The sequence below is a fragment of the Desulfomonile tiedjei DSM 6799 genome (genome assembly GCF_000266945.1).
Lineage (GTDB): Bacteria > Desulfobacterota > Desulfomonilia > Desulfomonilales > Desulfomonilaceae > Desulfomonile > Desulfomonile tiedjei.
The window spans coordinates 3,147,035-3,169,287 of sequence record NC_018025.1; the positions used below are offsets into that span (position 1 = coordinate 3,147,035).

At 49.9% G+C, this 22,253-nt stretch carries 24 protein-coding genes and 1 pseudogene; 13 read left to right on the forward strand and 12 right to left on the reverse strand.

Features of this window, described 5'->3' with window-relative positions; translation table 11 throughout:
- Window positions 1-89 precede the first annotated feature (89 nt).
- The 3 genes from DESTI_RS13180 to DESTI_RS13190 are packed head-to-tail and all read left to right on the forward strand — an operon-like array spanning window position 90 to window position 1,938.
- A complete protein-coding gene (locus DESTI_RS13180; RefSeq protein WP_014810470.1) occupies window positions 90-485 on the forward strand; it encodes a guanyl-specific ribonuclease in 396 nt (131 codons plus the stop codon).
- A gap of 8 nt (window positions 486-493) precedes the next feature.
- Window positions 494-934 carry a barstar family protein gene (locus DESTI_RS28880; RefSeq protein ID WP_014810471.1) on the forward strand — a complete coding sequence of 147 codons (441 nt, stop codon included), beginning with the start codon at window positions 494-496 and terminating at the stop codon, window positions 932-934.
- The gene (locus tag DESTI_RS13190) at window positions 934-1,938 is read left to right on the forward strand and encodes a P1 family peptidase (RefSeq protein WP_014810472.1); all 1,005 of its coding nucleotides are present in this window, start codon (window positions 934-936) and stop codon (window positions 1,936-1,938) included. Before DESTI_RS28880 ends, DESTI_RS13190 begins: the two co-directional genes overlap by 1 nt.
- A 216-nt stretch (window positions 1,939-2,154) precedes the next feature.
- Here DESTI_RS13190 and DESTI_RS13195 read toward each other — a convergent pair whose 3' ends face one another.
- Together DESTI_RS13195 and DESTI_RS13200 are read right to left on the reverse strand one after the other, a co-directional pair.
- A complete protein-coding gene (locus DESTI_RS13195; protein ID WP_014810473.1) occupies window positions 2,155-2,535 on the reverse strand; it encodes a hypothetical protein in 381 nt (126 codons plus the stop codon).
- A gap of 505 nt (window positions 2,536-3,040) precedes the next feature.
- Window positions 3,041-4,129, reverse strand: a complete 1,089-nt coding sequence (locus DESTI_RS13200; RefSeq protein ID WP_014810474.1) for a cation diffusion facilitator family transporter — start codon at window positions 4,127-4,129, stop codon at window positions 3,041-3,043.
- 228 nt (window positions 4,130-4,357) lie between these two features.
- Here DESTI_RS13200 and DESTI_RS13205 point away from each other — a divergent pair, with 228 nt between their 5' ends.
- Window positions 4,358-4,714 carry a hypothetical protein gene (locus DESTI_RS13205; protein WP_014810475.1) on the forward strand — a complete coding sequence of 119 codons (357 nt, stop codon included), beginning with the start codon at window positions 4,358-4,360 and terminating at the stop codon, window positions 4,712-4,714.
- Window positions 4,715-4,750: 36 nt separating this feature from the next.
- On the opposite strand, the gene DESTI_RS13210 is transcribed toward DESTI_RS13205, so the two are convergent.
- From DESTI_RS13210 to DESTI_RS13220, 3 genes are read right to left on the reverse strand one after another with little or no spacing between them, the layout of a single operon-like run.
- Complete coding sequence (locus tag DESTI_RS13210; RefSeq protein WP_014810476.1) at window positions 4,751-5,452, reverse strand: endonuclease/exonuclease/phosphatase family protein; 702 nt, start codon at window positions 5,450-5,452, stop codon at window positions 4,751-4,753.
- Between the two features lie 11 nt (window positions 5,453-5,463).
- Window positions 5,464-7,632 (reverse strand): VTT domain-containing protein, encoded by a 2,169-nt coding sequence (locus DESTI_RS13215; protein ID WP_014810477.1) that lies wholly within the window; start codon window positions 7,630-7,632, stop codon window positions 5,464-5,466.
- Window positions 7,633-7,649: 17 nt separating this feature from the next.
- Window positions 7,650-7,832: a hypothetical protein gene (locus DESTI_RS13220; RefSeq protein ID WP_041286198.1), complete on the reverse strand. Its 183-nt coding sequence runs from the start codon at window positions 7,830-7,832 to the stop codon at window positions 7,650-7,652.
- Between the two features lie 42 nt (window positions 7,833-7,874).
- On the opposite strand from DESTI_RS13220, the gene DESTI_RS13225 reads away from it, so the two are divergent.
- Window positions 7,875-8,279: a class II SORL domain-containing protein gene (locus tag DESTI_RS13225; RefSeq protein ID WP_014810478.1), complete on the forward strand. Its 405-nt coding sequence runs from the start codon at window positions 7,875-7,877 to the stop codon at window positions 8,277-8,279.
- Window positions 8,280-8,426: 147 nt separating this feature from the next.
- Window positions 8,427-9,329: an AMIN domain-containing protein gene (locus DESTI_RS13230; protein ID WP_014810479.1), complete on the forward strand. Its 903-nt coding sequence runs from the start codon at window positions 8,427-8,429 to the stop codon at window positions 9,327-9,329.
- 485 nt (window positions 9,330-9,814) lie between these two features.
- On the opposite strand, the gene DESTI_RS13240 is transcribed toward DESTI_RS13230, so the two are convergent.
- Window positions 9,815-11,245 carry a DUF362 domain-containing protein gene (locus tag DESTI_RS13240; protein WP_014810481.1) on the reverse strand — a complete coding sequence of 477 codons (1,431 nt, stop codon included), beginning with the start codon at window positions 11,243-11,245 and terminating at the stop codon, window positions 9,815-9,817.
- A 254-nt stretch (window positions 11,246-11,499) separates the two neighbouring features.
- On the opposite strand from DESTI_RS13240, the gene DESTI_RS13245 reads away from it, so the two are divergent.
- The 7 genes and pseudogenes from DESTI_RS13245 (at window position 11,500) to DESTI_RS13265 (ending at window position 15,739) form a co-directional block, all read left to right on the forward strand.
- Window positions 11,500-11,775 carry a hypothetical protein gene (locus tag DESTI_RS13245; protein WP_014810482.1) on the forward strand — a complete coding sequence of 92 codons (276 nt, stop codon included), beginning with the start codon at window positions 11,500-11,502 and terminating at the stop codon, window positions 11,773-11,775.
- Between the two features lie 59 nt (window positions 11,776-11,834).
- A complete protein-coding gene (locus DESTI_RS13250) occupies window positions 11,835-12,989 on the forward strand; it encodes a baeRF3 domain-containing protein (RefSeq protein ID WP_014810483.1) in 1,155 nt (384 codons plus the stop codon).
- 52 nt (window positions 12,990-13,041) lie between these two features.
- Window positions 13,042-13,800: a DUF72 domain-containing protein gene (locus DESTI_RS13255; protein WP_014810484.1), complete on the forward strand. Its 759-nt coding sequence runs from the start codon at window positions 13,042-13,044 to the stop codon at window positions 13,798-13,800.
- 66 nt (window positions 13,801-13,866) lie between these two features.
- Window positions 13,867-14,361, forward strand: coding sequence for a rhodanese-like domain-containing protein (locus tag DESTI_RS13260; protein ID WP_014810485.1), 495 nt, complete (start codon window positions 13,867-13,869; stop codon window positions 14,359-14,361).
- A 58-nt stretch (window positions 14,362-14,419) separates the two neighbouring features.
- Window positions 14,420-14,581, forward strand: coding sequence for a hypothetical protein (locus DESTI_RS30770; protein ID WP_157212161.1), 162 nt, complete (start codon window positions 14,420-14,422; stop codon window positions 14,579-14,581).
- A gap of 30 nt (window positions 14,582-14,611) precedes the next feature.
- Window positions 14,612-14,857 (forward strand): annotated as a pseudogene (locus DESTI_RS31890) (HEAT repeat domain-containing protein); the annotation flags it as partial.
- A gap of 60 nt (window positions 14,858-14,917) precedes the next feature.
- Window positions 14,918-15,739, forward strand: a complete 822-nt coding sequence (locus DESTI_RS13265; protein WP_435051219.1) for a HEAT repeat domain-containing protein — start codon at window positions 14,918-14,920, stop codon at window positions 15,737-15,739.
- Between the two features lie 514 nt (window positions 15,740-16,253).
- Here DESTI_RS13265 and dsrP read toward each other — a convergent pair.
- Genes dsrP through DESTI_RS13295 form a run of 6 tightly spaced genes read right to left on the reverse strand, consistent with a single transcriptional unit; the run spans window position 16,254 to window position 21,819 of the window.
- A complete protein-coding gene (dsrP, locus tag DESTI_RS13270; RefSeq protein WP_014810489.1) occupies window positions 16,254-17,420 on the reverse strand; it encodes a sulfate reduction electron transfer complex DsrMKJOP subunit DsrP in 1,167 nt (388 codons plus the stop codon).
- A 7-nt stretch (window positions 17,421-17,427) separates the two neighbouring features.
- Window positions 17,428-18,219: a sulfate reduction electron transfer complex DsrMKJOP subunit DsrO gene (gene dsrO / locus DESTI_RS13275; protein WP_014810490.1), complete on the reverse strand. Its 792-nt coding sequence runs from the start codon at window positions 18,217-18,219 to the stop codon at window positions 17,428-17,430.
- Entirely contained in the window at window positions 18,219-18,626 is a 408-nt protein-coding gene (gene dsrJ, locus DESTI_RS13280; RefSeq protein WP_014810491.1) for a sulfate reduction electron transfer complex DsrMKJOP subunit DsrJ, read from the reverse strand. The genes dsrO and dsrJ overlap by 1 nt, the downstream gene beginning before the upstream one ends.
- A gap of 2 nt (window positions 18,627-18,628) precedes the next feature.
- The gene (dsrK, locus tag DESTI_RS13285) at window positions 18,629-20,242 is read right to left on the reverse strand and encodes a sulfate reduction electron transfer complex DsrMKJOP subunit DsrK (protein WP_014810492.1); all 1,614 of its coding nucleotides are present in this window, start codon (window positions 20,240-20,242) and stop codon (window positions 18,629-18,631) included.
- Window positions 20,243-20,244: 2 nt separating this feature from the next.
- Window positions 20,245-21,249: a sulfate reduction electron transfer complex DsrMKJOP subunit DsrM gene (dsrM, locus tag DESTI_RS13290; protein WP_014810493.1), complete on the reverse strand. Its 1,005-nt coding sequence runs from the start codon at window positions 21,247-21,249 to the stop codon at window positions 20,245-20,247.
- A gap of 24 nt (window positions 21,250-21,273) precedes the next feature.
- Window positions 21,274-21,819, reverse strand: coding sequence for an RsbRD N-terminal domain-containing protein (locus DESTI_RS13295; protein WP_041286199.1), 546 nt, complete (start codon window positions 21,817-21,819; stop codon window positions 21,274-21,276).
- Between the last annotated feature and the right edge of the window lie 434 nt (window positions 21,820-22,253).

Below are 22,253 nucleotides of genomic sequence, written 5' to 3' on the forward strand. Positions count from 1 at the left end.
GAAGGATACCTCGAGCCTGCCAGATTACAAAAACAAAAGCGAATCGATATAACAGACTGTTCTCAGTCTGCTTGGTTCGGAGGTGGTGAGTGTCTTGCGTAAAATACTGGATTCTTCTGCTAGCTCTTACCATCGCCTGTGCTCTCCCCTTCACAGCACAAGCGGACTCGGTTTCGATCTTCACTGCCGATTCTCACCACAGTACCCAAGCCATTATAAAAGCAGGAGATCTGCCGCACCAAGCGCAGAATACTCTGGCACTGATCAAGAGAGGCGGCCCCTTCTCGCATCCCGAAAAAGACGGCACCGTTTTCGGCAACCGAGAAGGTAGGCTTCCACACAAACCGAGAGGCTATTATCGGGAGTACACAGTGCCAACTCCGGGGGTCCGCGGAAGAGGGGCTCGTCGCATTGTGGCTGGTTCTTGCGGTGAGTTTTATTATACCGACGATCATTACACAACGTTCAGACGAATCCTGGAGTGAAGATCTTGATGAAATTAGGTGAGCTCCTGAAGAAAACTGAAGCATCCGGGGTTTATCTTCTGGATGAAGCAATACCTGCCTCAGAAGTAGAACATCTCGTCCGTGGTCTCGATTTCACGTTTTTTCATCTTCAGGGCAGCCGAATTCTCTCAAAAACGGATTTCCTCATAGAGATTGCCGCGACTTTACGTTTCCCCGATTACTTCGGTTATAACTGGGATGCTCTGGCGGATTGCATGACTGACATTACCGGCGGAGATGAGAACAGCCGAGTTATCCTTTTCGACAGATTCGATCTCTTTGCGGAGAATTCTCCCGCTGAATTTGCTACAGCTCTGGAAATTTTTGGCGAGTCGGCAATTTTTCTCTCCCAGAGAGGAATCGGCTGCTTCGTACTGCTCCAGGGAAGAAGATCTGCCGCTCCGGAACTCCCCAAAGTGGAGAACTAATGGGAAAAACAGGCAAAGAGAATTACCTTACCGATGTACAAGGAATCCTGATAGGACATTTCACGTCCTTGGAGTCAGCTTCCGGAGTGACCGTCGTGCTCTGTCCGAAGGGGGCCACTGCTGGAGTCGATGTTCGTGGAGCTGCACCCGGGACCCGGGAAACAGACCTGCTTGCACCGCTGAATCTGGTGGAACAAGTACAAGCCGTGGTGCTATCCGGAGGATCCGTGTACGGACTTTCAGCTTCAGACGGTGTGGTGCGATGGCTGTCTGAACAGGGTATGGGCTTTCCGCTGCCGGATAGAAAAGCCGTACCGATCGTACCTGCGGCTGTATTGTTCGATCTCGGCCGAGGCAAGGATTTTGTTCCGCCCGTGGGTCCGGAGTGGGGACGGATCGCCTGCGAAAACGCAGTTTCAAAGTATAACGGTCTCGGATGCCTTGGAGCTGGAACCGGTGCGGTGTCCGGAGCCATAAAGGGTGGCTTGGGATCGGCGAGCGAAGTCCTGGCATCAGGCATTACGGTAGCTGCAATAGTCGCAGTGAACTCGCTGGGATCGGTGATCGACTCGAGAACCGGCCTCGCGTGGGAACTGGAAACGGAGATTGATGACGAGTTCGGCCCGATTGCGAGACGCCGGGTCAAATTGCCTCAACCTGAACCACCGGCTGCAGCCGCCAACACTACAATCGGGTTGATAGCGACCGATGCGGTACTCACGAAGGCGCAAGCTATGAAAATTGCTCAAATGGCCCATGATGGTCTGGCTCGGGCAATCAGGCCTTGTCACACCATGTTTGACGGAGACACGATCTTTTGTGTTGCCACCGGCATCCACGATCTGCCGGACACTCCGGGCTTCTTTGTGGCTCCCAAAGCGGTCGCCCTGAATGACATCGGAAGATCTGCAGCAGACTGCATGAGTAGGGCAATTATCAGAGGAATTGTGGAAACCCACAGTCTGGGAACAGCGGTCGCCCTGAGAGATCTGGAGGCATTCTGAATCTGCACGAGGAACACATTTCCTGCTTCGTACCCGTTCGACACATTGATCCGGTTGTTCTTCCGAGAAGCGTGCTTGCAGAGAGTTCTGGAGTCCCTGATTAGAAATTTGAAAATCCCGGGGGGACTCACGTGGTTCCCCCGGTTTTTGGAACGTGGCAGGCGGTATCTACGGTCTTTTTATGCTAACCAGTGCTCTTCGCGGCCGCGAACGACATCAGGCTTGATAATGGGGCTGATCTCTGTGGCCCCTCTTGGCTTCTTCTTCGCTTATGATGTTCTTGACATTCGACAGGAATTCTTTGGTTTTTTCTTCCTGGGTCTCTTGAGCTTCCTTCATACTTTCCCAGGCATGTTTTTGGTACTCGGAACTCTGTTGGTACGATTTGAGGAAAATGCTCATGTTCTGTTCGAGCATTCGGTTGGCGGTCGATACTCCCGTTTCATAGCTCATGCGCATCGCTTGCAGCATTTGACTCATGGAGTCTTGCATAAGGCTTTGCCATTGTTTCATCCAGGGCGTCATCATTTCCAAATAGATCTTGTCCCACAATTCGATAGAATCTTTGTTTAATTTGCTCATCTGCTCATGAAGCATACTTTCTCCCCTTTCAATTCTCTTAACACGTGTTCAAAATCGCAAGAAAAAACAAGGAGGCAATTTGCAGGACGATACAACAATTACGAGACGATTCAACTTGATCCACCTGCTCGACACTATGCGCAATAGTTGCCTTCTTGCTTTACCGACGAGAACGTGCTCCTGCAAAAGTACAAGCATGTTCGTACTCGAGAAGAGCAAATCCTGTGCCGTTACTGGAGATGCAAGAAAACTTCAATATAATTAGTGATTCTTATTCGCATTGAGTCCGCCTGCCTTAGAATAGGGGCGAAAATCATCCACGTTCAAACGAGACGATCCATTTTTCCGGTTGTTCTCAATAGGTTAGCCCGTTTCTTGCCGAGGGGGAATTTTCGGCCGTCGTCCTCTGGATCTACCGTCTACTCTCCCGGGAAGGACTTGTTCCACACGGATAAAAGACCATTTACTTGATGGGGACTTACTGCCCATCCCGTACGCCCCGTTCCGTCAAATATTCGTACTAACCGATTCGTTTATGGCTGGGGGCGTCGCCGATGAGATTTTTCCTGTGCCATTCTTTTTCTTGAGTAGGGTCTTCCTGACGATGATCGCAGATCCTATTCGCGCATACGGGACAATCGGGGTCCAAACAGGGGTCCAGATGAACCAGGATATCCGGCGCTTTGTAGTGTTTCGTGAAAAGTCCCTCTATGAGCTTCACCTCTGAATGGGCCTCCTCCAATGGAAGATCCCGGGGTAAGATCAAATGGAAATCGATGTGGACTCTCTGCCCCGATCTCCAGGCCCGGAGCCGGTGAACATCTATCCACTTGTTTTTCTTATGCTCTGCCAGAATGGCGCAGACTTCATCGAGAAGCTCGGGATCGGCCTTGTGCATCAAACCGCCAAAGGCCCTTCTGACCAGCGTTGTTCCCCAGAAAATTATGTTTGCTCCGGCAACACATGCGATGATCCCGTCCAGTCTGAACCAGCCGGTATAGTGAACGGCCCCGAGGCCCACAAACACCGCTGAGGAGGTAAACACGTCACTCATGAGATGTTTGCCATCCGCCTCGAGAACCAGCGAGCCGGTTCTTCTTGCGATTTTGAGCAGCACCATAGCGAGAATGAGATTACCGACAGCAGCCGTAACGAGAAACAAGAGTCCTGGCCCAAGGTTAGGGAGTTCCAGCGGATAGAAGATCTGCCTCAAGCCCTCATAAAAGACCCCTCCCGCAGCTAACATAATGAGAGCGCCTTCAAATCCCGCTGAAAAGAATTCTATTTGACCATGTCCATATGGATGGCTCTCATCAGCAGGTTTGTGAGAAACAATGACACTGACGAATCCGAAAGCTGCAGCAACAACATTGATGATTGATTCCAGGGCGTCCGACAATATTGCCGATGAACCGGTGATCCAAAAACCATAAAATTTGAGCCCCGTTAACAAGGCACCTACAATGAGTGCGGCAAGCATGGCTCGCGTGTCTGACCTGAAGTCACCTGTCCCGGATTGAGAGTTGTGCTGTTGCCAATCTTCGCCTTTCGAGGTACATGCGGTCAGGGGATCGTCTTTATTCACCGTCTTCTCCGGATCATAGCTCATCGCAACATACTCTAGTATCACAGTCTTTGCTCGGGGAAAAGCGATCCAAGATGTATAGCTTGCGTCTGCACTGTCATCATCTTAAGACATCCACGAGAACGCAATAGACGATTTTTTGTCTAATTTAAAGAATGTGGAAGAAATCGTGGATACATCAATTTACTTGAAGTACGCGACAGCCTGATACAACCATTTAATTACCCGGACACGACAGAACAGGAGCAATTGATGAACAAGGTCAAACTGATCGCACTGGCTGCGGTCATCGTGATATTCACGGGGGCAACTGTAATGGCCCAGTATAGAGGTCCCAGCAGTCAAGCTCCGGCATCGGGCAGAATATACTACTATTATGGTCCCTATGACCAGCCGTATTCGGATTGGGGACTGCCCTCGGGGAGTGGCGCCGATACCAGTCTGTGGGGACAGGGTTCGCCCTCCGGACAGTCGGGCGGTTCCCCTTCCGCTCAGTACCAGACCAGTGGCCGCGGTATTGGAGCGGCTGACGGATCTGTTTCCGGTGCCGCCTCTCCGTCAGGTCAATCCGGAGGATCTCCTTCGGCACAATACAGGACCAGTTGGTGACGAGAATAGGGTCTACCCGCGAAAAGGGGCAGACCCTCAACCCAATTCGAGAACAGCCTTTATAGGTAAATGATCGGAGGCAATCTTCGCAGTGACACTTTTATGCACCGTGAATTCCTTGAGAATTTTTTTCGGACGCACAAAAATTCTGTCAAGAGCAAATAGAGGGAACATAGTAGGATAAGTGGCTAGTGTTGGTCCTTTTCCCAGACGTTTTGTCAAACGGTGCTTCGCTGGACTAAGCGGCGACCATATGTTGAAATCCCCCATGACAACAGTGTACTGAACATGACCGATAGAGAGGGATTCCAACAAGATGTCGACTTGTGCCCTGCGTTCCGATGCTCGTAATCCCAGGTGTGTTGCCACCACTCGAAGGATGGTTCCATTCACATCGAGGTCCACGTCCAATGCTCCTCTCGGCTCCCTCGATCTGACGCTCAAATCCAATCGCCGAAGCCTGGACACGGGATATCTCGTTAACAGCACATTCCCAAAGTTTTCACCGTTTCTACAGAAGGTCGGTCCTGCAATAAGCTCGAGACCCGTAGTCTTCGTAATGTCCTGCATCAAACGACTGAACGCTTCATTTTCGGGAAAGCAGGCTTCCTGAAGCGCTATCACGTCTGCCTTCAATTCATCGAGCACCTGGATGATGCGCCGCGGATTGTACGAACGATCCATGCCGTTCCACGCGTGCACATTATAGCTTGCTATCGAAATGCGACTGCCTCTCACTTGTGCATCCTTCAAGCAGCACCATGTCGCTTTGCTGATGAGAGAGGTCCTCGCTGCCACCTCTTTCTGACAAGAAAGATGGTTGCTGCGGATACAGCCGCTATAGCGAGGACAACAATAAGACTTTTGAAATTTGGATTCTCCCACGCCGATTTCAGACTCCCTGCAAAGAGAGAGATAATGACGATACCCGGCAACAATCCCAGAAGCGTTCCTGTCACGTAGTTCACGAATTTCACCCGGGAAGCACCCATGACGAGATTTACCAGCGGAAAAGGCGCAATAGGCAGAAGGCGAATGGCTGCTATAGTAAGAGAATTCTGTTGAGCAAGGCGTTTGCTTATTTTGTTCACCCTGTTGCCTGCAATGTTTCGAATGGTGTCTCGACCGACGAGACGGCCTATACCGTACGATACCGTAGCTGCTCCGAGACAACCGATAACTGCATAAAGAAAACTTAGCCAAGGCTCGAAGATCAGTGCTGTCGCAGCTATGAGGAGCGTTATCGGAACCATTACAAGCGTTCCGGCGACGTACGCAAGGGTCACCAGCAACGGAGCCGCATCGTTTTGACGTAGCCCGCCCCCCCAAATAGCGAGACTGTCGGCAGTGATCAGCTCTCTCAGAGGTCCCCATTTCCACAGGACAGATAATCCGGCGATTACGAGGATCATTGCTGCCAGTTTCCACAGCGTCGGTCCATGGGACATTTTGAGATCTTCAGGAACGAAGTCATCAATCATCTTTTCAAGGTTTACCGGCCTTTCCGGATCGACCACATTCAAGGTCGGTGCAATCGCCTCGATCCATTCCGGCACCTGAGGAGACAAACGCTTCAGGCTTCGTTCCGAATTCCTCAAATGCTCGATAGTCTTCACCAGTGATTGAGAACGAGCCAAATTTGGTTCGATAATTTCGGGGGATGAACCCAGGTGTTCTGCCAGAAGTTTGTTTCTCAGTCCGCCTATTTTTTTTCGAATGCGGTCCTCTCCCGATGATTCCAGAGCGACATCACATTCCGTGTCTAATCCCATAGATCGATTGCTCAAGTTTGACGATCCAATCCTTACCAGGTCATCGTCTACAACCATGACCTTAGAATGAATAACCATGTCCCCTGTTTCCATACCTGGTAATACGGGATAATAAACGCCCAGCCTGTCGAACGCATCCGCTTGCAAAAGACGCTTGAGGGCAAGAGCCCGGAGCGCGTCCATGGTCCCTTCTTCTAGCCAACCGGCACTCTTGTGCGGAAGAATTAGAACGATTTCCGGTCCGTAAGAATCTGTCAGACGATCGGCGAGAGCGTGAATGACACTATCTGAAGTAAGATATTGATTTTCAATATAAATGAATTTGCTCGCGCTGGCAATGGCATCTCTGTACAAATGCTCGATTTCATGAACCGGCGGTGGTTTCACATAACCAGGATCCGTCCTCGCAATTGCGACTGTGACATCTTCCAGGTCCGGTGCATTTTCTGCAGGCCAGTAATAATCATCATGCGGAAGTGGTGGAACAAGCCGGATTCCGGAAGCCCTGTACCATCTTCGCCTGAACACATCGCCAAGTGCTTGCGCAACATCTCCATCCAAGAGAATCTGAACGTCATGAAATGGATTATGTATGTTTCCATCGGGCTCCATCCTTCGCGGATCGTTCACGATGTGTTCCGACGTGTCCCAACGGCCTTTTCCGAAGTCCATCCCTCCGACAAAAGCAATACTGTCGTCGATCACCACTATCTTCTCGTGGTGTGACGCTCCAAGAGGATGCCTGTCATCGAGCATGAATTGAACACGTGAATGGGTCTGCCATCCTAGCTTGAATACCGGCATAAATTCTCTGTCCAACATAAAGAGGCTCGAAAAATCCCAGAGCAGAATGTAAGCTCGAAGATCGGGTTTGCCGGCAACTACCCTGTCGAGAAAGCGGCCGAACCTGCTTGATTCGATTTCCGTACTGTTCCTCCGCAATAAGGAAACTCGACTGTCAATATCCCAACCGGCAATGTAAATTGTCGATTTCGCCTGCTCGACCGCTCGCACGAATGCAGTAAAATACGAAGCGCCATCAATGAGAAACGAGACATTGCGAGCCTTCCTCTTGCTGGAGCAATTTCTTCCTTCTATGAGAACTCCTTCGTGTTTCTTATTTCGGAATACCATTTCTTTTTCCATCGTCTGACCGAAGCTCCTCATAACGCAACAATTGTCTGTTCAAGCTCGAAACCGTGTTCTCTCCCTATGACTTCTTCATCAATTTCCGGGTTCTCTTCATATACTAATGCTGCTTCAGCCCAGAGTTTTATTCTGAACCAGAAGCCGGATCTGACCTGCTTGAACACGCCTGCAAAACCGGTTACCATCTGTACAAACAATATGTATGTTCATCCGATTGATACTGAAAAGGAGGAATTGACATGGCAAGAATTGGCGAACTCTATCAGGCTGCGGATTGGAAAACTGAAAAACATGTACCGGTGATCGAGTGTGCCGACGAGGTGGCTGCGGAAGAAATGTTCGATGTCTCGGTGTCCCTCGGGAAAGAAATAGCGCATCCGAACACCACAGAACACCATATTATGTGGATCAAGGTACATTTCAAGCCGAATGAAGACAAGTTTTCGTACGATCTGGGTAGTTTTGAATTCAGTGCCCATGGAGCATCCGTTGAAGGGCCGAATACAGGGCCGGCCTATACCAACCATTCGGTAGTATGCAGAATCAAGCTGAAGAAATCCGGAGTTCTTTTCGCTAGCGCGTACTGCAATATTCATGGTCTTTGGGAGAATTCGAAGCCGATAAACGTGCGTCAGCAACTTTAATACTTAGGTTTAATTTAATATTTTAACCATTTGATTTTATTTGACACATTGAGATCACTGTGATATTGTCTTCCTGCGCTCTCCTCTTCGTTCGAATTTCAAAAAAGCATGTTTTTGAGCAGGGCGAGTTCATAGAGGTTTGAGGATATGAAGACATTATCACGGTTGATCTTGGTGTTCTTACTGGTTGTTGTGGTTGTCGGCACAGCCTTTGCGGATCCCACCACTTTGACAGCAGTTCAATTATCTCCTGATCTCAGAGTATTGACTGTAACCTTTCAAGGACAGCCCGGGAAGCACTCCGCATTTGTGATCGAGAATCCTTCCCGTCTGGTGATAGATTTCGATGAGACTGCACTCGCACGGATTACCACCAGAGTCCCAGTTCACCGAGAACCTGTCGACATGATACGAATTGGACAAGAGAACGGCCGTGCCAGAGTGGTGGTCGATTTTGGAAACCACCCAGTGCCGCCTTTCAAGCTTGACCGCCGACATGATTCAGTCGTGGTACACCTCGGGAGTGGTTCAATCGGAGGTAGACCCGCCCCTCCGAAACAGCAACAAGCTCAGGCTGTCAAACCGAAACCTCCGACCGCGAGAGAATCCCGTTTGAACTCTCCGCCGGCTAAACGAAACGATCTGAACGTGAAATCAGCAGGCATTGCAGAAAACTTGATCTACGTAGAAGTTACGGATGAAAAAGACCCCAAACGCGCGTATCGGCTGGTTTTCGATCTGGATAAGACTGATTTCAGTGTTCGAGGTGCCACAGTGAGCGATCCCACGGGCAGTGTGAGACGCTTCCATCTCGTTTCCAGTGAATCCACCCCTCAGGCCAAGGTTGATTCTCTTGAGAAAAAAGAGACTCCTCCTGCCGTCGAGTCTTCTCCGTCCGGAAAGGGCAAGTTCAAATGGGGACTCCAGAGTGGACCTCAGACCGGACTTCAGTCTGATGACGAGTTTACAGAACAGGAAAGCATGACGAGGGGACCGCTCAAGATGGAGCGATTCCAGTTGAAACCGCGCCAATCCGCACAGACGAACTGATTACCAATTTGCTCTCAAAGTTGGACGAAAATCCCCTCTACCCCCCCTTTATAAGGGGGGGTAGAGGCATAGGCGTTAAAATAACGTGCTTGATTCACCAAAATCCCCCTAACCCCCTTTAGAAAAGGGGGCGGAAAGCCAACTTCTGCTCCCCCCTTTGGTAAAGGGGGGCGAGGGGGGATTTTTCTAACCCATTGATTTTGATATGGCTCCATTCTTATTTTAACGCCTATGGGGGTTAGAGGGGATTTTGAATGCAAATTGGTATGACATTGTTTCGTTGCTTCATACTGCACGTGTGGCCGGCACGGAGGCCGGTCCCCTACCGGGCACCCATCCCGCGTTTCGCGGGACATCTCCCCGATCCGCATTGTCCCCGTCAGTGACATCCGCACGAGCTTCCTGACAAAGAATATCCAGCAAGATTATCGGAATGGCCGGCGTCGCAGCCGGCCTATCTACAAATCAAGTACAATGACAGTCAGTCACAGAAAGCGATTCATGAAGCGATGGAATCGCATGTTCCAATAAGCGACGTTGATCGGAATCAGATTTCTGGGATCGAAATTGACATTGGGGATCCTTCCTATGGAGGACAAATAATTCACGTGTGCAGCAACTGAAACGGGACATCCTTTGGCGTGAATGTACCTCGAAGAGGTGTTTGCATAGCACTCCAGCAATGAACCGAATATTTTTAGCAGCATATCGTTTGAAGGTGTCCGGTTCTCATCAACCTCTTTAGTGCTCCTGTATTTACCTTCTATTTTGACGTGCTTCCCATCCAGTGTTCCTTCCCAGCGCGTGCAATCTCCGGCAAAAATTACTCGCTCGTCCGGCGCAAGGTCCAATGGTCCTTCAACTTGGCCGACCACATATCTGACTTTTCTCATGCGTTGAAGGACATCCGGATAGTACATCTTAAATATGTGGATGGCTTCCTGAAGAGCGCCGGGGCATCCTCCCCAACAGTAATCCGCTGAATGCGATTCAGGAAAAGTGCCGACAGTACAGGAGAGATTCCCGGTATCCTTGAAATAGCTATCGATATGTTCCATGCAGAACTCAAACCCGCGGTTTCTGTCCTGAACTTCGCGGAGAGGCAAATCACCGCCGATATCAATGAGTTCCATGTCGATGGGACCAAATCCGCGTTCCGCCGCGAGCCGCAAATGGACAATCGTGTTGGGATCCACGTTAACCATATGGCTGCAGATCGTATCCACCGCACAGGGGTTGATGCCCATGATTATAGCTCCCATGGGAAACGGTGTGGGGGTGAGCATCATCTTCTGGCCCGCTACTATGGCGTCTACAGCGATAAAATCCGTTTGTATCGTTTCCTGAAGGTCTGCGATTTTGTGTTCCAGAAAGCTATTGTGATCGACGAGCCTATGTCGGTCGTCCTGAATCCCGATCAGATTCTTGAGGCTCAGAGTTAACCGTGTCCAGGGATGAGCTTTGAATTTGGGAAGATTGATGAAGCAATCGCATTGGGTAACCGGCTTTGGAATAAACATGGAATCGCGCAGGCGGTAGGGATTGGAGAGTTTGACTGAAATTTGTTTTTCTTCATCAAAATAGCAGGGCTTCGCATGATTTCGAGATAAGACTTCCTCGTACCCGGCGTTCTTGTATGAAAATCTTGTAGGTACGGTAATTCCGGAGCGTTCTCCAACGAGGATTTCCTCTATTCCGTCCCCTGCCCTTTCTTTCAGCGCTCGAATCACTCCATCGATGAATTCCGCCCGGGTATATGCATGCGGAAACACCTCATGGGCTATTACACAGTTGGGTTTAAGCAAGATCTTTCCGCGCGGCGTGACACCCAATTCTTGCATGCCTTCTTTTACGATGGCAGCAATTGAAGCAGGCTCGTAATTCTCGCATCTATAGATAAGGACTTTCTGTTTCATGATACTTCCGTGTCCCGGATTTTAGGATACCAATTTTCAACCTACCAGGTTTTGGAGTGGTCGGAAATATCTAAAAGCACTTTTGAATGAGCAGTCGTGACTTACTGTTTAACCCTTGACAATACGAGGCGTTCGCAACAGAGAGGAAACAGTTCTGATATGAGAGTGGATCTCTGAATCCTGACTGCAAAGCACCGCAAAAGTGAAACTTCATGCGGGCAATCGGTTACTTATAATAGAAAGGGGACAATTTCATGGAAAATTTATCTGATTACGAAGCAAAAGTTGAGAGACTCGTCCGGGAATGGGACGAGCGAATCGAAAATCTCCGGGATGAATCCAGTCACGCGATCGATACGCATAAAAAAAGAATAGATGAAGAAATAAGCCAACTCATTATGAAAAGAGAGGCTGTGCGACGAGGGTTGTTGCGAGTGGGCGGTTCGGAAGATGAACTGTGTCTCACGTGCAAAGAGCCGGACGAAACCCTTGGCTCTGTTTTCACAAAAGAAGGCAACGAGAAGGCATAACACATATGGTTTGCGAAAACCGTCGGAAAAACGGGCAGATTCCGAGGAGAGGTGTCTGAATGAACACATTTACCCTGGAAGATTTAAAGACTCTCTTGGAATGCCAAGGAGGACCCTGTATATCAATATACCTTCCGACTCACAAAAAGGGGGGAGATACCCAACAAGATCCGATCAAGCTCAAGAATCTTCTCAAAACGGCAGAAGAGCGGCTCATGCAAAGGGAAATGCGGACCGTTTCCGCAAAGGAATTGCTGGCTCCAGCCCAGGATCTAATTTCCGACACACGTTTCTGGTCGTACCAATCCGACGGTCTAGCTATTTTCATCTCTGAAGGACAGTTTATCCTCCACAATGTACCTCTCTCATTTGAGGAACTTGTGGTAGTGAGCGAACGTTATCATACAAAGCCTTTGCTTCAGCTACTAACGGGGGATGGGCGATTCTATGTTCTTGCGCTGAGTCAAAATAAAGTGAGACTTCTCGAAGGCACAAAGTTCAGTGTGAATGAAATAGAGCTAGAGAACGTTCCTTTAAGCAAGCAAGAGGCACTCGGATATGATAATTTCGAGAGACAATTAAAGTGGCGTGGACAGAAACCTCCCACGTCAGCCGGAAAACAAGCCGGAATTTTCCACGGACATGGAGAAGGAACTGAAGAGAGCAAAGATCAAATTTTGCTTTTCTTCCGAGCCGTTGACAAGGGTCTGAGAGATATCGTGCATTGCGACGGTAATCCGATGATCCTTGCCGGAGTCGATTATCTGATTCCCATTTACAAGGATGCCAATACGTGTCCCAAGCTGATTGACGGATGGATCAGCGGAAACCCGGAAAGTCTCAGTGCGGAACAGATCCATGAACAGGCCTGGAAAATAATAGAACCGCATTTCGCACTCGCTCAGAAACAAGCGGTAGAACTGTACTACAGTCTGGCGGGTACGGGAAAGACAAGTCCACACCTTGATACCGTGATAAGAGCAGCATATTCAGGAAGGGTGGATACGCTGTTTGTCCCTGTGGGCGTCCAAAGATGGGGGAAGGTAAACCCGGACGATTTCAGTTCGGAACCACATGATGAGCAAATGCCTGGAGATGAGGATCTGCTGGACGCAGCGGCAATACAGACCATTCTGAATGGAGGCACTGTCTATGCCGTGCAACCGGATCAGGTTCCCGACAATCGATATATCGCGGCGATTTTGAGGTATTGATGAAGGAGTATATTTTCCGTGAGCCACAAATCCAAGCATATCCTTTTTCACCATGAATAAGCGTCCAAGCGTCAATATCGGGACTTCCGGGTGGCACTACAATCATTGGATCGGGCCGTTCTACCCGGAAGATCTTCCAAAGAGAAATTTCTTTCAGCATTATGCAAAAAAGTTTATGACCGTAGAGATCAACAACTCTTTCTATATGCTTCCTCAGACAAAGACTTTTGAATCATGGAAAGACCAATCTCCGGCCGGTTTTCTCTACGCGGTTAAAGCAAGCAGGTTCATCACGCATATGAAGCGGCTCAAGGACCCGGACCGCTCTCTCCCGGAATTCTTTCGGAGAGTGGAAATCCTGGAAACGAAACTGGGGCCGATTCTCTTTCAATTGCCGCCTCACTGGAAGTACAATGAGGAACGATTTCAACAATTTCTTGCTGCATTGCCACGTTCGCACAGGTACGCTTTTGAATTCCGGGACCAGAGCTGGATCAACGATAATGCCTTGGCACTCCTGAAAAGGTACGGCGCTGCCCTGGTTTTGTACGATTTCGGAGAGCTTTCCGTCCCAAAACAGGCTACAGCGGATTTCGTATATGTGCGGCTTCATGGTCCCGGAGGACCGTACGAAGGCAGCTATTCACTCGAAGAGCTGAGAACCTGGTCTGATGCCATTGCTGCCTGGAGTGACGACGGACTGGATGTTTTCTGTTACTTCGATAACGACCAGTGCGGCTATGCCCCGAAAAATGCAATCCAGTTGATGGAGCTTGTTCAATCTGCTAGGAAAGGTTCAAGACGGAAATGAAACAGGTATAATGCGCAACAGGTCGATCGCGACCACTATTCTCATCAGAGCAGAGCATTCGATTTCATGAAAAATTTTCTCAATATAGCGATCAGGGCACTGATCATCGCCGTGGTATTCAGTCTGGTGGGGCTGGGACTAAACGCGGTATCTCCCACCGGTGTCCCGCTGATTTATACTCCCCCCGAGAAATTGGTTGTGAGCGGAGTCTCAATACCTCTCATCAATGAGGTTGAAGCGCGCCGATTTCTTGAAGATCCCTCTTCAGTCTTCGTCGACACGCGGAATGAAGAAGATTTCTCGGAACGCCACGTGAAAGGCGCTGTGTTTCTCCATCCCAACTCCGTAGAGGAACGTTTTCCTGAAGTACAGCCGCTGATCCCTGAAGAAAGCCGCGTCATTCTCTACTGTTACGGTCCCGAATGTGATATGGCTGAACGCGTCGCGGAGTTTCTGGCACAGTTGGGTTATAAGAACATGATGATCATGTCTGCCGGGTTCAAAAGCTGGGAAAAAGCCGGTTTTCCTTCAGAGTCCTCGAAACGAAGAGAACGCTCCTGATCGGGACCTGTTTTCAAATTTACTCGGTCCCTAAGGTAGACACATTCCAGGCGAGGTTATGATAATGGACAAATGGTTCAGGATAGCGCTCTTTTTCGTGCTCGCCGTTTTTAGTGCTCAGCTTGTATTCGCTCGGGAGGGAAGACTTCCCGACCGACCGGCCGACAACATTGAGACGACAAAAAGCATAAAAGTGGCTACGAAACCGGCTTCCGGCTGACAACGAACATCGAGATCGGGCAGATCTCTCGTTGACATGCTCAAAGATCCGAATGCACGCGTACGCCAACAAGCAGCCGAAGCCATAGTCGGCACCTCCAGTTGTCCTGACGATTTATTGCAGCCTCTCCTCGAACTGCTCAATGATGAGGATCCGAAGGTCGTCCAAGCTGCAATTGTTGCCCTGGGTCGCGTCGGGAAAGGTAAGTCCGAAGTGGAAGAGTCACTTCTCAGATTCACCAGTGATTCGAATCCTCTCCTGAAAGAGTCTGCCGTAATTGCACTTGCCCGGCTGGGACGCGTCGATGACCAAACCATTTCCATACTCCTGAAAACATTGGAATCTTCAGATGACTCATTAAGAACCTCGGGAGTCGCTGCAATCGGAATGGCTGATGAATCTCAAGCCGTCAGACTCATTCCTGAATTGATCCGGAACCTGGAGACCGGACAAGAAAGGGCATTCGGGAGTTCGCGTGCCGCCCTGTTGCTGATGAAGGATCGTTGCCGTCAATCTCTTGACCGGATAGTCGCTGTTTATGAGAAGGTGCCTCACGAGCGAAAGCCCGATATACTCAAAATACTTATTCAGCTTGATTCTACGGGCGAGCATTCTCTTCCGGTTCTGACGGCAGCATTGAAAGATTCAAATCTTGAGATGAGAAAGATTGCGCTTTACGGAATGATCAGAACCACCAAAGACGGAGATGTTCTCAAGCCGTATCTCGAAACCGCGTTGAACGATGCAGACCGGGAAATACAGATCGCTGCATTGAGATACCTGCACGCACATGCAGACAAAATGCCTGATCTGTTCCCGAAAGTGCTTGCTTTGACAAAGCACGATAAGCCACAGGTCAGAATGGCTGCCGTCAATGCTCTCGTGCCTTTTAAGGCACAGTCATCGGAAAGCTTCAAAGTTCTGAATGATATAGTACAACACGACAGCGATCCCCAGGTTCGAGCGAACACCTGTGCTGCTCTCGCCCGTATGGATCTGGATTGGGCACCGAAAATTCTGCCTTTACTGGAGCATGTTTCCCAGACCGAAGAAGATGCAAAGCCGAAGGACTCCGCAAAAGCTGCTCTAAAAAGCCTGCGTCGTCGTCTGGCTTTGGACCGGGACACCATGATTCCCGGAGAAGAATTGGGACGATAACGTTTTCGTCATTGCCTCGAATATCTCTCCCCAATAGCCCCATAAGCGTTAACTTTGTATCCCAATCTCTTCGTCCCTCTGGGACGAACGGAAATAGCCCGGCGATGAATCGCCGGGAAAACCAATCAAACAAACTTCGTAGTCCTGCAGGGAGGATTGCCGGGTCGGATGTCCTGTAAGGAATCAACCGTCCTTCCAGGACTCAAAACAGCGATGAATGCTCGTCAACCGGCGATAATCACCGGCCTATTATCAGCCGGTCCTCCGGAACAAAAGGGAAGCAAAGACTAAGCTAACGCATACTCCCACATGGCCCCCTAGAGGCGGCCTCCACCAACACTCCTCTCGGACATTGATTGCGGCAATTTCTGTAGGCACTCGTCCCATATTTCTAGGACGTTCGGGAGAATCTATCTGCATTATCTCCCTTCTCAATTTCCGTGAGGATCCGCGTCGAGTCATAAAAAAAGGGAGTCCGTCGGGACTCCCTTTTTTTTACTGGATTGTGACCTGATCAGTGAGGGATTTCTACAGCCTTTTCCTTCACCGTGATAGCAACTCTGTAGAGTACGGACAAGATGAAGAATCCCAGCGCCCACACTCCCAAGGTGATTGCCATTTCCGTTGCCGTTGGACTGTAATCGGTTATCGTCTCCAGGGGCGAGGGAATGTAACCGGTGAGGACCAGGGTCACACCCTTTTCGATCCAGAGACAGATGAAAACCGACGCACAGGCTATGGTCAACGTAGTTTCGTTGTTACGGGTCTTCGGATTGATCAGGAGCGCTATGGCAACAAACGCCAACACTACGGCCGTCCACATCCACGGGACGAGGAATGCGTGTCCATGGAATCCGGTGAACAGGAACGTGAAGTGATTCATGTGCTCGGGAATCTGACTGTAAAATACGGTAAAGAGTTCACAGAGCACGAAGAACACACTGATAATCATCGCGTACGTGATAATCTTGGCAAGAGTCTGGATTGCTTCCCAACCCGCATCAAATTTTGTGTACCTTCTGAGGAAAAGACAGAAGAGAATCAGAAGCGAAGGACCGGAAGCAAATGCGGATGCCAAGAATCTCGGTGCCATGATTGCAGTCAACCAGAAGCCGCGGCCAGGCAGACCGGCATACAGAAACGCTGTGACTGTATGAATACTGACTGCCCAGGGAATGGAAAGATAGATCAATGGTTTGACCCAGGAAGGAGGCGGTGCGCCTTTGCGTTCGGCACCGAGAATCGTCCAACCAATTACGATGTTCAGGAGCAGATAGCCGTTGAGGACCACCATGTCCCAGAAGAGGACCGAATTGGGTGTCGGGTGCAACAACACGTTAAACGCACGCGAAGGTTGACCGAGGTCGACTATGATGAAGGAGAGACACATGGTTACTGCAGCAACGGCCAGGAATTCTCCGAGGATAGTGATCTTGCCGAATACCTTATAATTATGCAGGTAATAAGGCAGGACCAACATGACGGCAGATGCCGCGACACCGACCAAAAACGTGAACTGGCCGATGTACACACCCCAGGATACGTCCCTGCTCATGCCGGTGATTCCCAAACCGTAGCCAAGCTGTCGCAGGTACGCCGCGAAGCCTATTCCCACGAGAGCCAGGAGTATCAGTAGCCAAGTAAAGTATCCTCTAGTTCCAGTTAGAGCCTTTTCGAGCATGGGTACCTCACAATATGTAGTAAACCTGGGGTTGTGTGCCGAGCTGAGGTTTGCGCCGAATCGTCGGATTCTTCCTGAGAACTTCCCGAATTTCGGAATTCGGATCTTCCAGGTCGCCGAAGATCAGCCCCTTATCTTTGCAGGCCTCCACACATGCGGGGATCTGCCCCTTTGCCAGTCGTTCAAAACAGAAATTGCATTTTTCCACAACACCCCGGCAACGGGTGGGGTATTCCGGATTGAGTTCCGTCTTGATGAACGGTCGCGGATCGCGCCAATTCAGGCTCCGAGCTCCGTATGGACAAGCTGCCATACAGAAACGGCAGCCGATGCACCTGTGGTAGTCCATCATGACGATTCCATCCGAGCGCTTGAATGTCGCCTGCACAGGGCAGACCCGAACGCACGGAGGATTATCGCAGTGATTGCAGAGTACCGGGAACGGCAATCCTTTCAGACCTTCTTTGAGATACGTGTCGAGATAATGATTCTCTTCACCGGGGAACGCATGTTGAAAGCCGGTTAACCAGATCCATTTCACTTCGTCTTTCTTATTGTCGAAATCCGGGACATTATGCACTTTGTGGCATGCGAGCACGCAATCCCTACAGTTTTCCTTGGCTTTCAAACATTTCTTCATGTCTACAACCATGGCCCAACGCTTTCCCTTCAGGGCATTCGGACCAGGTTGGAACTTTGCCTCTGGGCTACCTGCCACCGCATCCAGGGTTGGTTTTGCGCCTATACCCAGCACGGAGAGGCCGGCGATTTTTAGAAAAAATCTTCTTGTGCTGTCCATCAGTTACTCCTTGCGGCCTGTTGCTGAGATGTTTCCTTAGGCGGGATATGGCAATCCCAACACTTGGGCGCGGCGTCCACATAGTTGTGGCACCGATCGCAGAATTGTTCTTTCTTCGAATGGCACTTAGTACAGGTGTTCTGGAGACTCATGTCATACTGTTTTCCGGTGGAGCTGACGTATATCCGCTTTCCATTGCGGACCACTTCGTCTCTCCACTGGTCCAGAAGCTGCATATGTGAAGATTTCATGAATGCCGTGGGCTCTACACACTGTTTTTCAGTGGTTCCGACTTCCAGTTTCGGGGGAGTCGCTTTCGCTCCCATCCCCGCGTTGTACCAGAAGGGAAACGCTACGAGCCCGAGAAAGATGACTATTCCAACTATGATTTTTCCGGCGTCATACATTCTCACTCATCCTCCTCGTCTAGAGGTTCGCCACGAAGATCTTCGGTCCGCTCTTGCTCTCCATCCATGATCAGAGCGTTCGCCACCAGTTCGTGGATTCCTCCCACGGTTACATCGGGAGCCCAGTAATGCATGAGGGCCGTCAGGGTTGCCCTGTCGATTGCACACATGCACAAGAGACGATTCACATCATGATACTTTTGAACGTGTTGAACAGCGTTCGCTCGCGGGAATCCGCCTCTCATTCTCATTTCCAGGTTTTCGTCATTACCGAGTCCTGCCCCGCCACCGCAACAGAATGTCTGCTCGCGAATGGTGTTTTCAGGCATTTCATGGAAGTTCTCGCACACGTTCTGGATGATATATCTTGGCTCATCCATGAGTCCGGCTGCTCGTGCGGGGTTGCAGGAGTCGTGATATGTGGCCCGGATCTTTCGGTTTCTGCTGGGATCCAGTTTCAACTTGCCGTGTTTGATAAGATCCGCGGTAAATTCAGTGATGTGGACCATCTTTGACTGCTTGGCATTCTCGAACCTGGTTCCTGTAATGGGAGAAACCGGTGCTTCGAGGAAGTCTGCAGGACCGTTCATGGTTTCCATATACTGGTGGATCACCCGCCACATATGACCGCATTCGCCACCGAGGATCCATTTGACGCCGAGTCTTTTCGCTTCAGCGTAGATTTTTGCGTTGAGTCTTTTTATAAGCTCGTGAGACGAGAAAAGACCGAAATTCCCGCCTTCCGATGCGTAGGTACTCCATGTGTAATCCAGTCCGAGTTCATGGAACAGCATCAGGTAACCCATACATGTGTAGGTTCCCGGATCTGCGAAGTAGTCGCCGGATGGGGTGACAAAGAGTATTTCGGCGCCCTTCTTATTGATTGGAAGATCGACTCTGATTCCGGTAATGCCTTCGATATCGTCAACCATGAATTCCCACATGTCTTTGACACCGTGGGGCGGGATGCCAAGGTGGTTTCCCGTACGAAAACAGTTGGATACCGGTTCCATTACCCAGTTGATGTTCAGACCCACCAGATTCAGGAGTTCCCTCCCGATCATGGTCACTTCGGCGGTATCAATGCCGTAAGGACAGAACACCGAACACCGGCGGCATTCCGTGCACTGAAAGAAGTAATAGAACCATTCTTTGAGCACATCGACGGTCAATTCACGTGCGCCGCCGAATCGTCCCATCAAACGGCCGAGGGTCGTGAAGTCGTTGCGGTACACAGATCGAATCAGCTCAGCCCTGAGAACCGGCATGTTCTTCGGGTCGCCGGATCCGATGAAGAAATGGCATTTGTCGGCACATGCACCGCATCTCACACAGATATCCATGAAGAGTCTGAAAGAACGAAATTTGTCGAGGCGTTCCTTGAAGCCTTTCAGAATAATTTCCTGCCAGTTGTCAGGGAGCTTCCAATCTTCATCCGTGGGGCTCCATTCGCGAGGGTTGGGAAGGCCCAGTCGTTTGAGATTCTTGCCCGCTGCCGGATAGCTGTACGTTCCATCCCGAAAATTAACGGGCGTGTCCATCCACGGCGTTTCAGGAGTCTTGTTCAGATCGATATTCATCAAGTCCTGAGGCTTGGGAAGGTTATGCAGTTCCATATTTACTCCTTGTCAACCGGAATTCCGGCCTCTTTCATCTTGGCACGGAATTCGTCCTCGTATTCTTCGTACGTGTGGACTTTGACCGGGTAATTCCAGGGGTTCACATACCGCTCACTCCGATTCACGTTTGCCAGATTTCTCGTCGGGCTCAGGAAAACCCCGCCTGCGTGCATGAGTTTGCTAAAGGGAAAGTAAGCGAATAACACGCTTACCAGGAACAGATGCACGTAGAATATAGGATTGATCCCTGCGGGCACAACCGGATGTAAGGTAAAAAGTCCCATGGCAAGCTGTTTGACGCTCAACAGATCGACTTTCCACACATTTCTCATGAGCACCCCCGAAATGCCGATGCCCAGGATGAGAAGAAGAGGAAAGTAATCCGCAGGCAGAGAAATATATCTCATCTGCGGAACCAAGACCCTCCGGAGGAACAGGTATGTTACTGCAGCGAGAAACGCTATGTCGGTCAGGAACAGGGTCGGAACGAGAATCTGGAAAAACCCGTCAAGTGAAGAAAGGATTTCCACAAACGAAGGAATAGGCTCCACAAAAAAACGAATATGCCGAATCACTATCGTAAGAAAGGCATAGTGAAACGCAATACCGCCGAGCCAAAGCCATTTGGCCGATCCGTATACCACGTTCGGCCCTTCCCTCAGTTCGGCTTTCGTGTTTCTGAAAAGCGACCGGAAAAGGAGCACTTCGAGTGCCATGCGTCCAATGAGGCCCCACATATTGTACGGGCTCTCGAGATTATCCGCTTTGATCCAGGGCAAGGATTTGCCTTGGCCGCAGGTGGTCGGGATACGAAACGGCACGGGCACTCTCGCCCAGTCGATAATGCGATACACGATCCCGACAACAAATACGGCAGACGCTATGTAGGGGATTACTACCCCAAAAAGCGTATCCAGGCCTATCGCCCCTACCCCGAATAGAGCGATAAGCACGAGGGCTATCACTGCAATTAGGGACGCGAATAGGGAAGTCCATGAGTTCATCTGCCATCACCTCGATATGTTGCGCTATGATTTAGTGTCAGGGGAGTCCGCCCACTCGTGCGGCATCCCATATTTTTGGCAAGCTCTGTCTATCAGTCTGGAAGTCCTATTTCTAATCTCACTGGCTTTTATCTCGAAAAGTGTCTCTCGACACTGCATATATATATTGAAGGCTAGGAGAGCGAGACCGTCCAGTCTCTCTTCGAACTCCAGCAATTCCTCATATAACCCGCGTTCCCGAATCGTCTTGCCGAGAACTTCTCTCACGGCATCCTTCAAGAGGAATACAAATCCGACTGCGGATGATGGAGCAAATCCCTGGACCGCCCTCACCCGGATAATCCGATCGAGGCTTTCCGAAAAGAAAGCCGTTTCAGCTTCACCTTCTTGTATGAGCCCGTTATAGAGACCTTCCAATCCATCTTCGATGGAACTTCCGACCGGATTTGCAAAACGATTTTTCTGAGTTTTTAAAAAACGTTGAGTTTCCGAAGGGTAAGTTCCAACCAGAAGGTCCTTCCACTTGCTGACTATTGCTTCTTTTTCTTTTATGAGTAGATCTTCCAACATAATCCTGTCACTGTTTTTCCGGACCTGCTTACGGGTGCGAAAATTCCCTCACCTTCGCCGTTGCTATTATTACCCAACCCTGCCCAGGTAATTCAGCGAGATGTTTTTCTCAGCGACATTCGTCGCTCTTTGCTAATACGGAGGAACCGTCCTGATTGCATTGAACCGTGCAGTGTGTAAACGTCGCTCCCTCACGCGATTCTATCTGTTGGACCCGACTGAAACTGGTGATTCGGCGATCAGACGGCAAGAAATTCAAAGACTTAAAACTAGCCGAACTGATGAAAATTGTCAAGGATTTTAGGGCTAAACCGTGGAAAAAATCTAAAAACGAAGATCCTTGTCCCGGGCGTAAATAATCTTCCTGTCAATTTTTTATCGGCATCTTGCGAATCCATTGACATGCGAAACTCTTTGGCTGATTAGTGCATTCG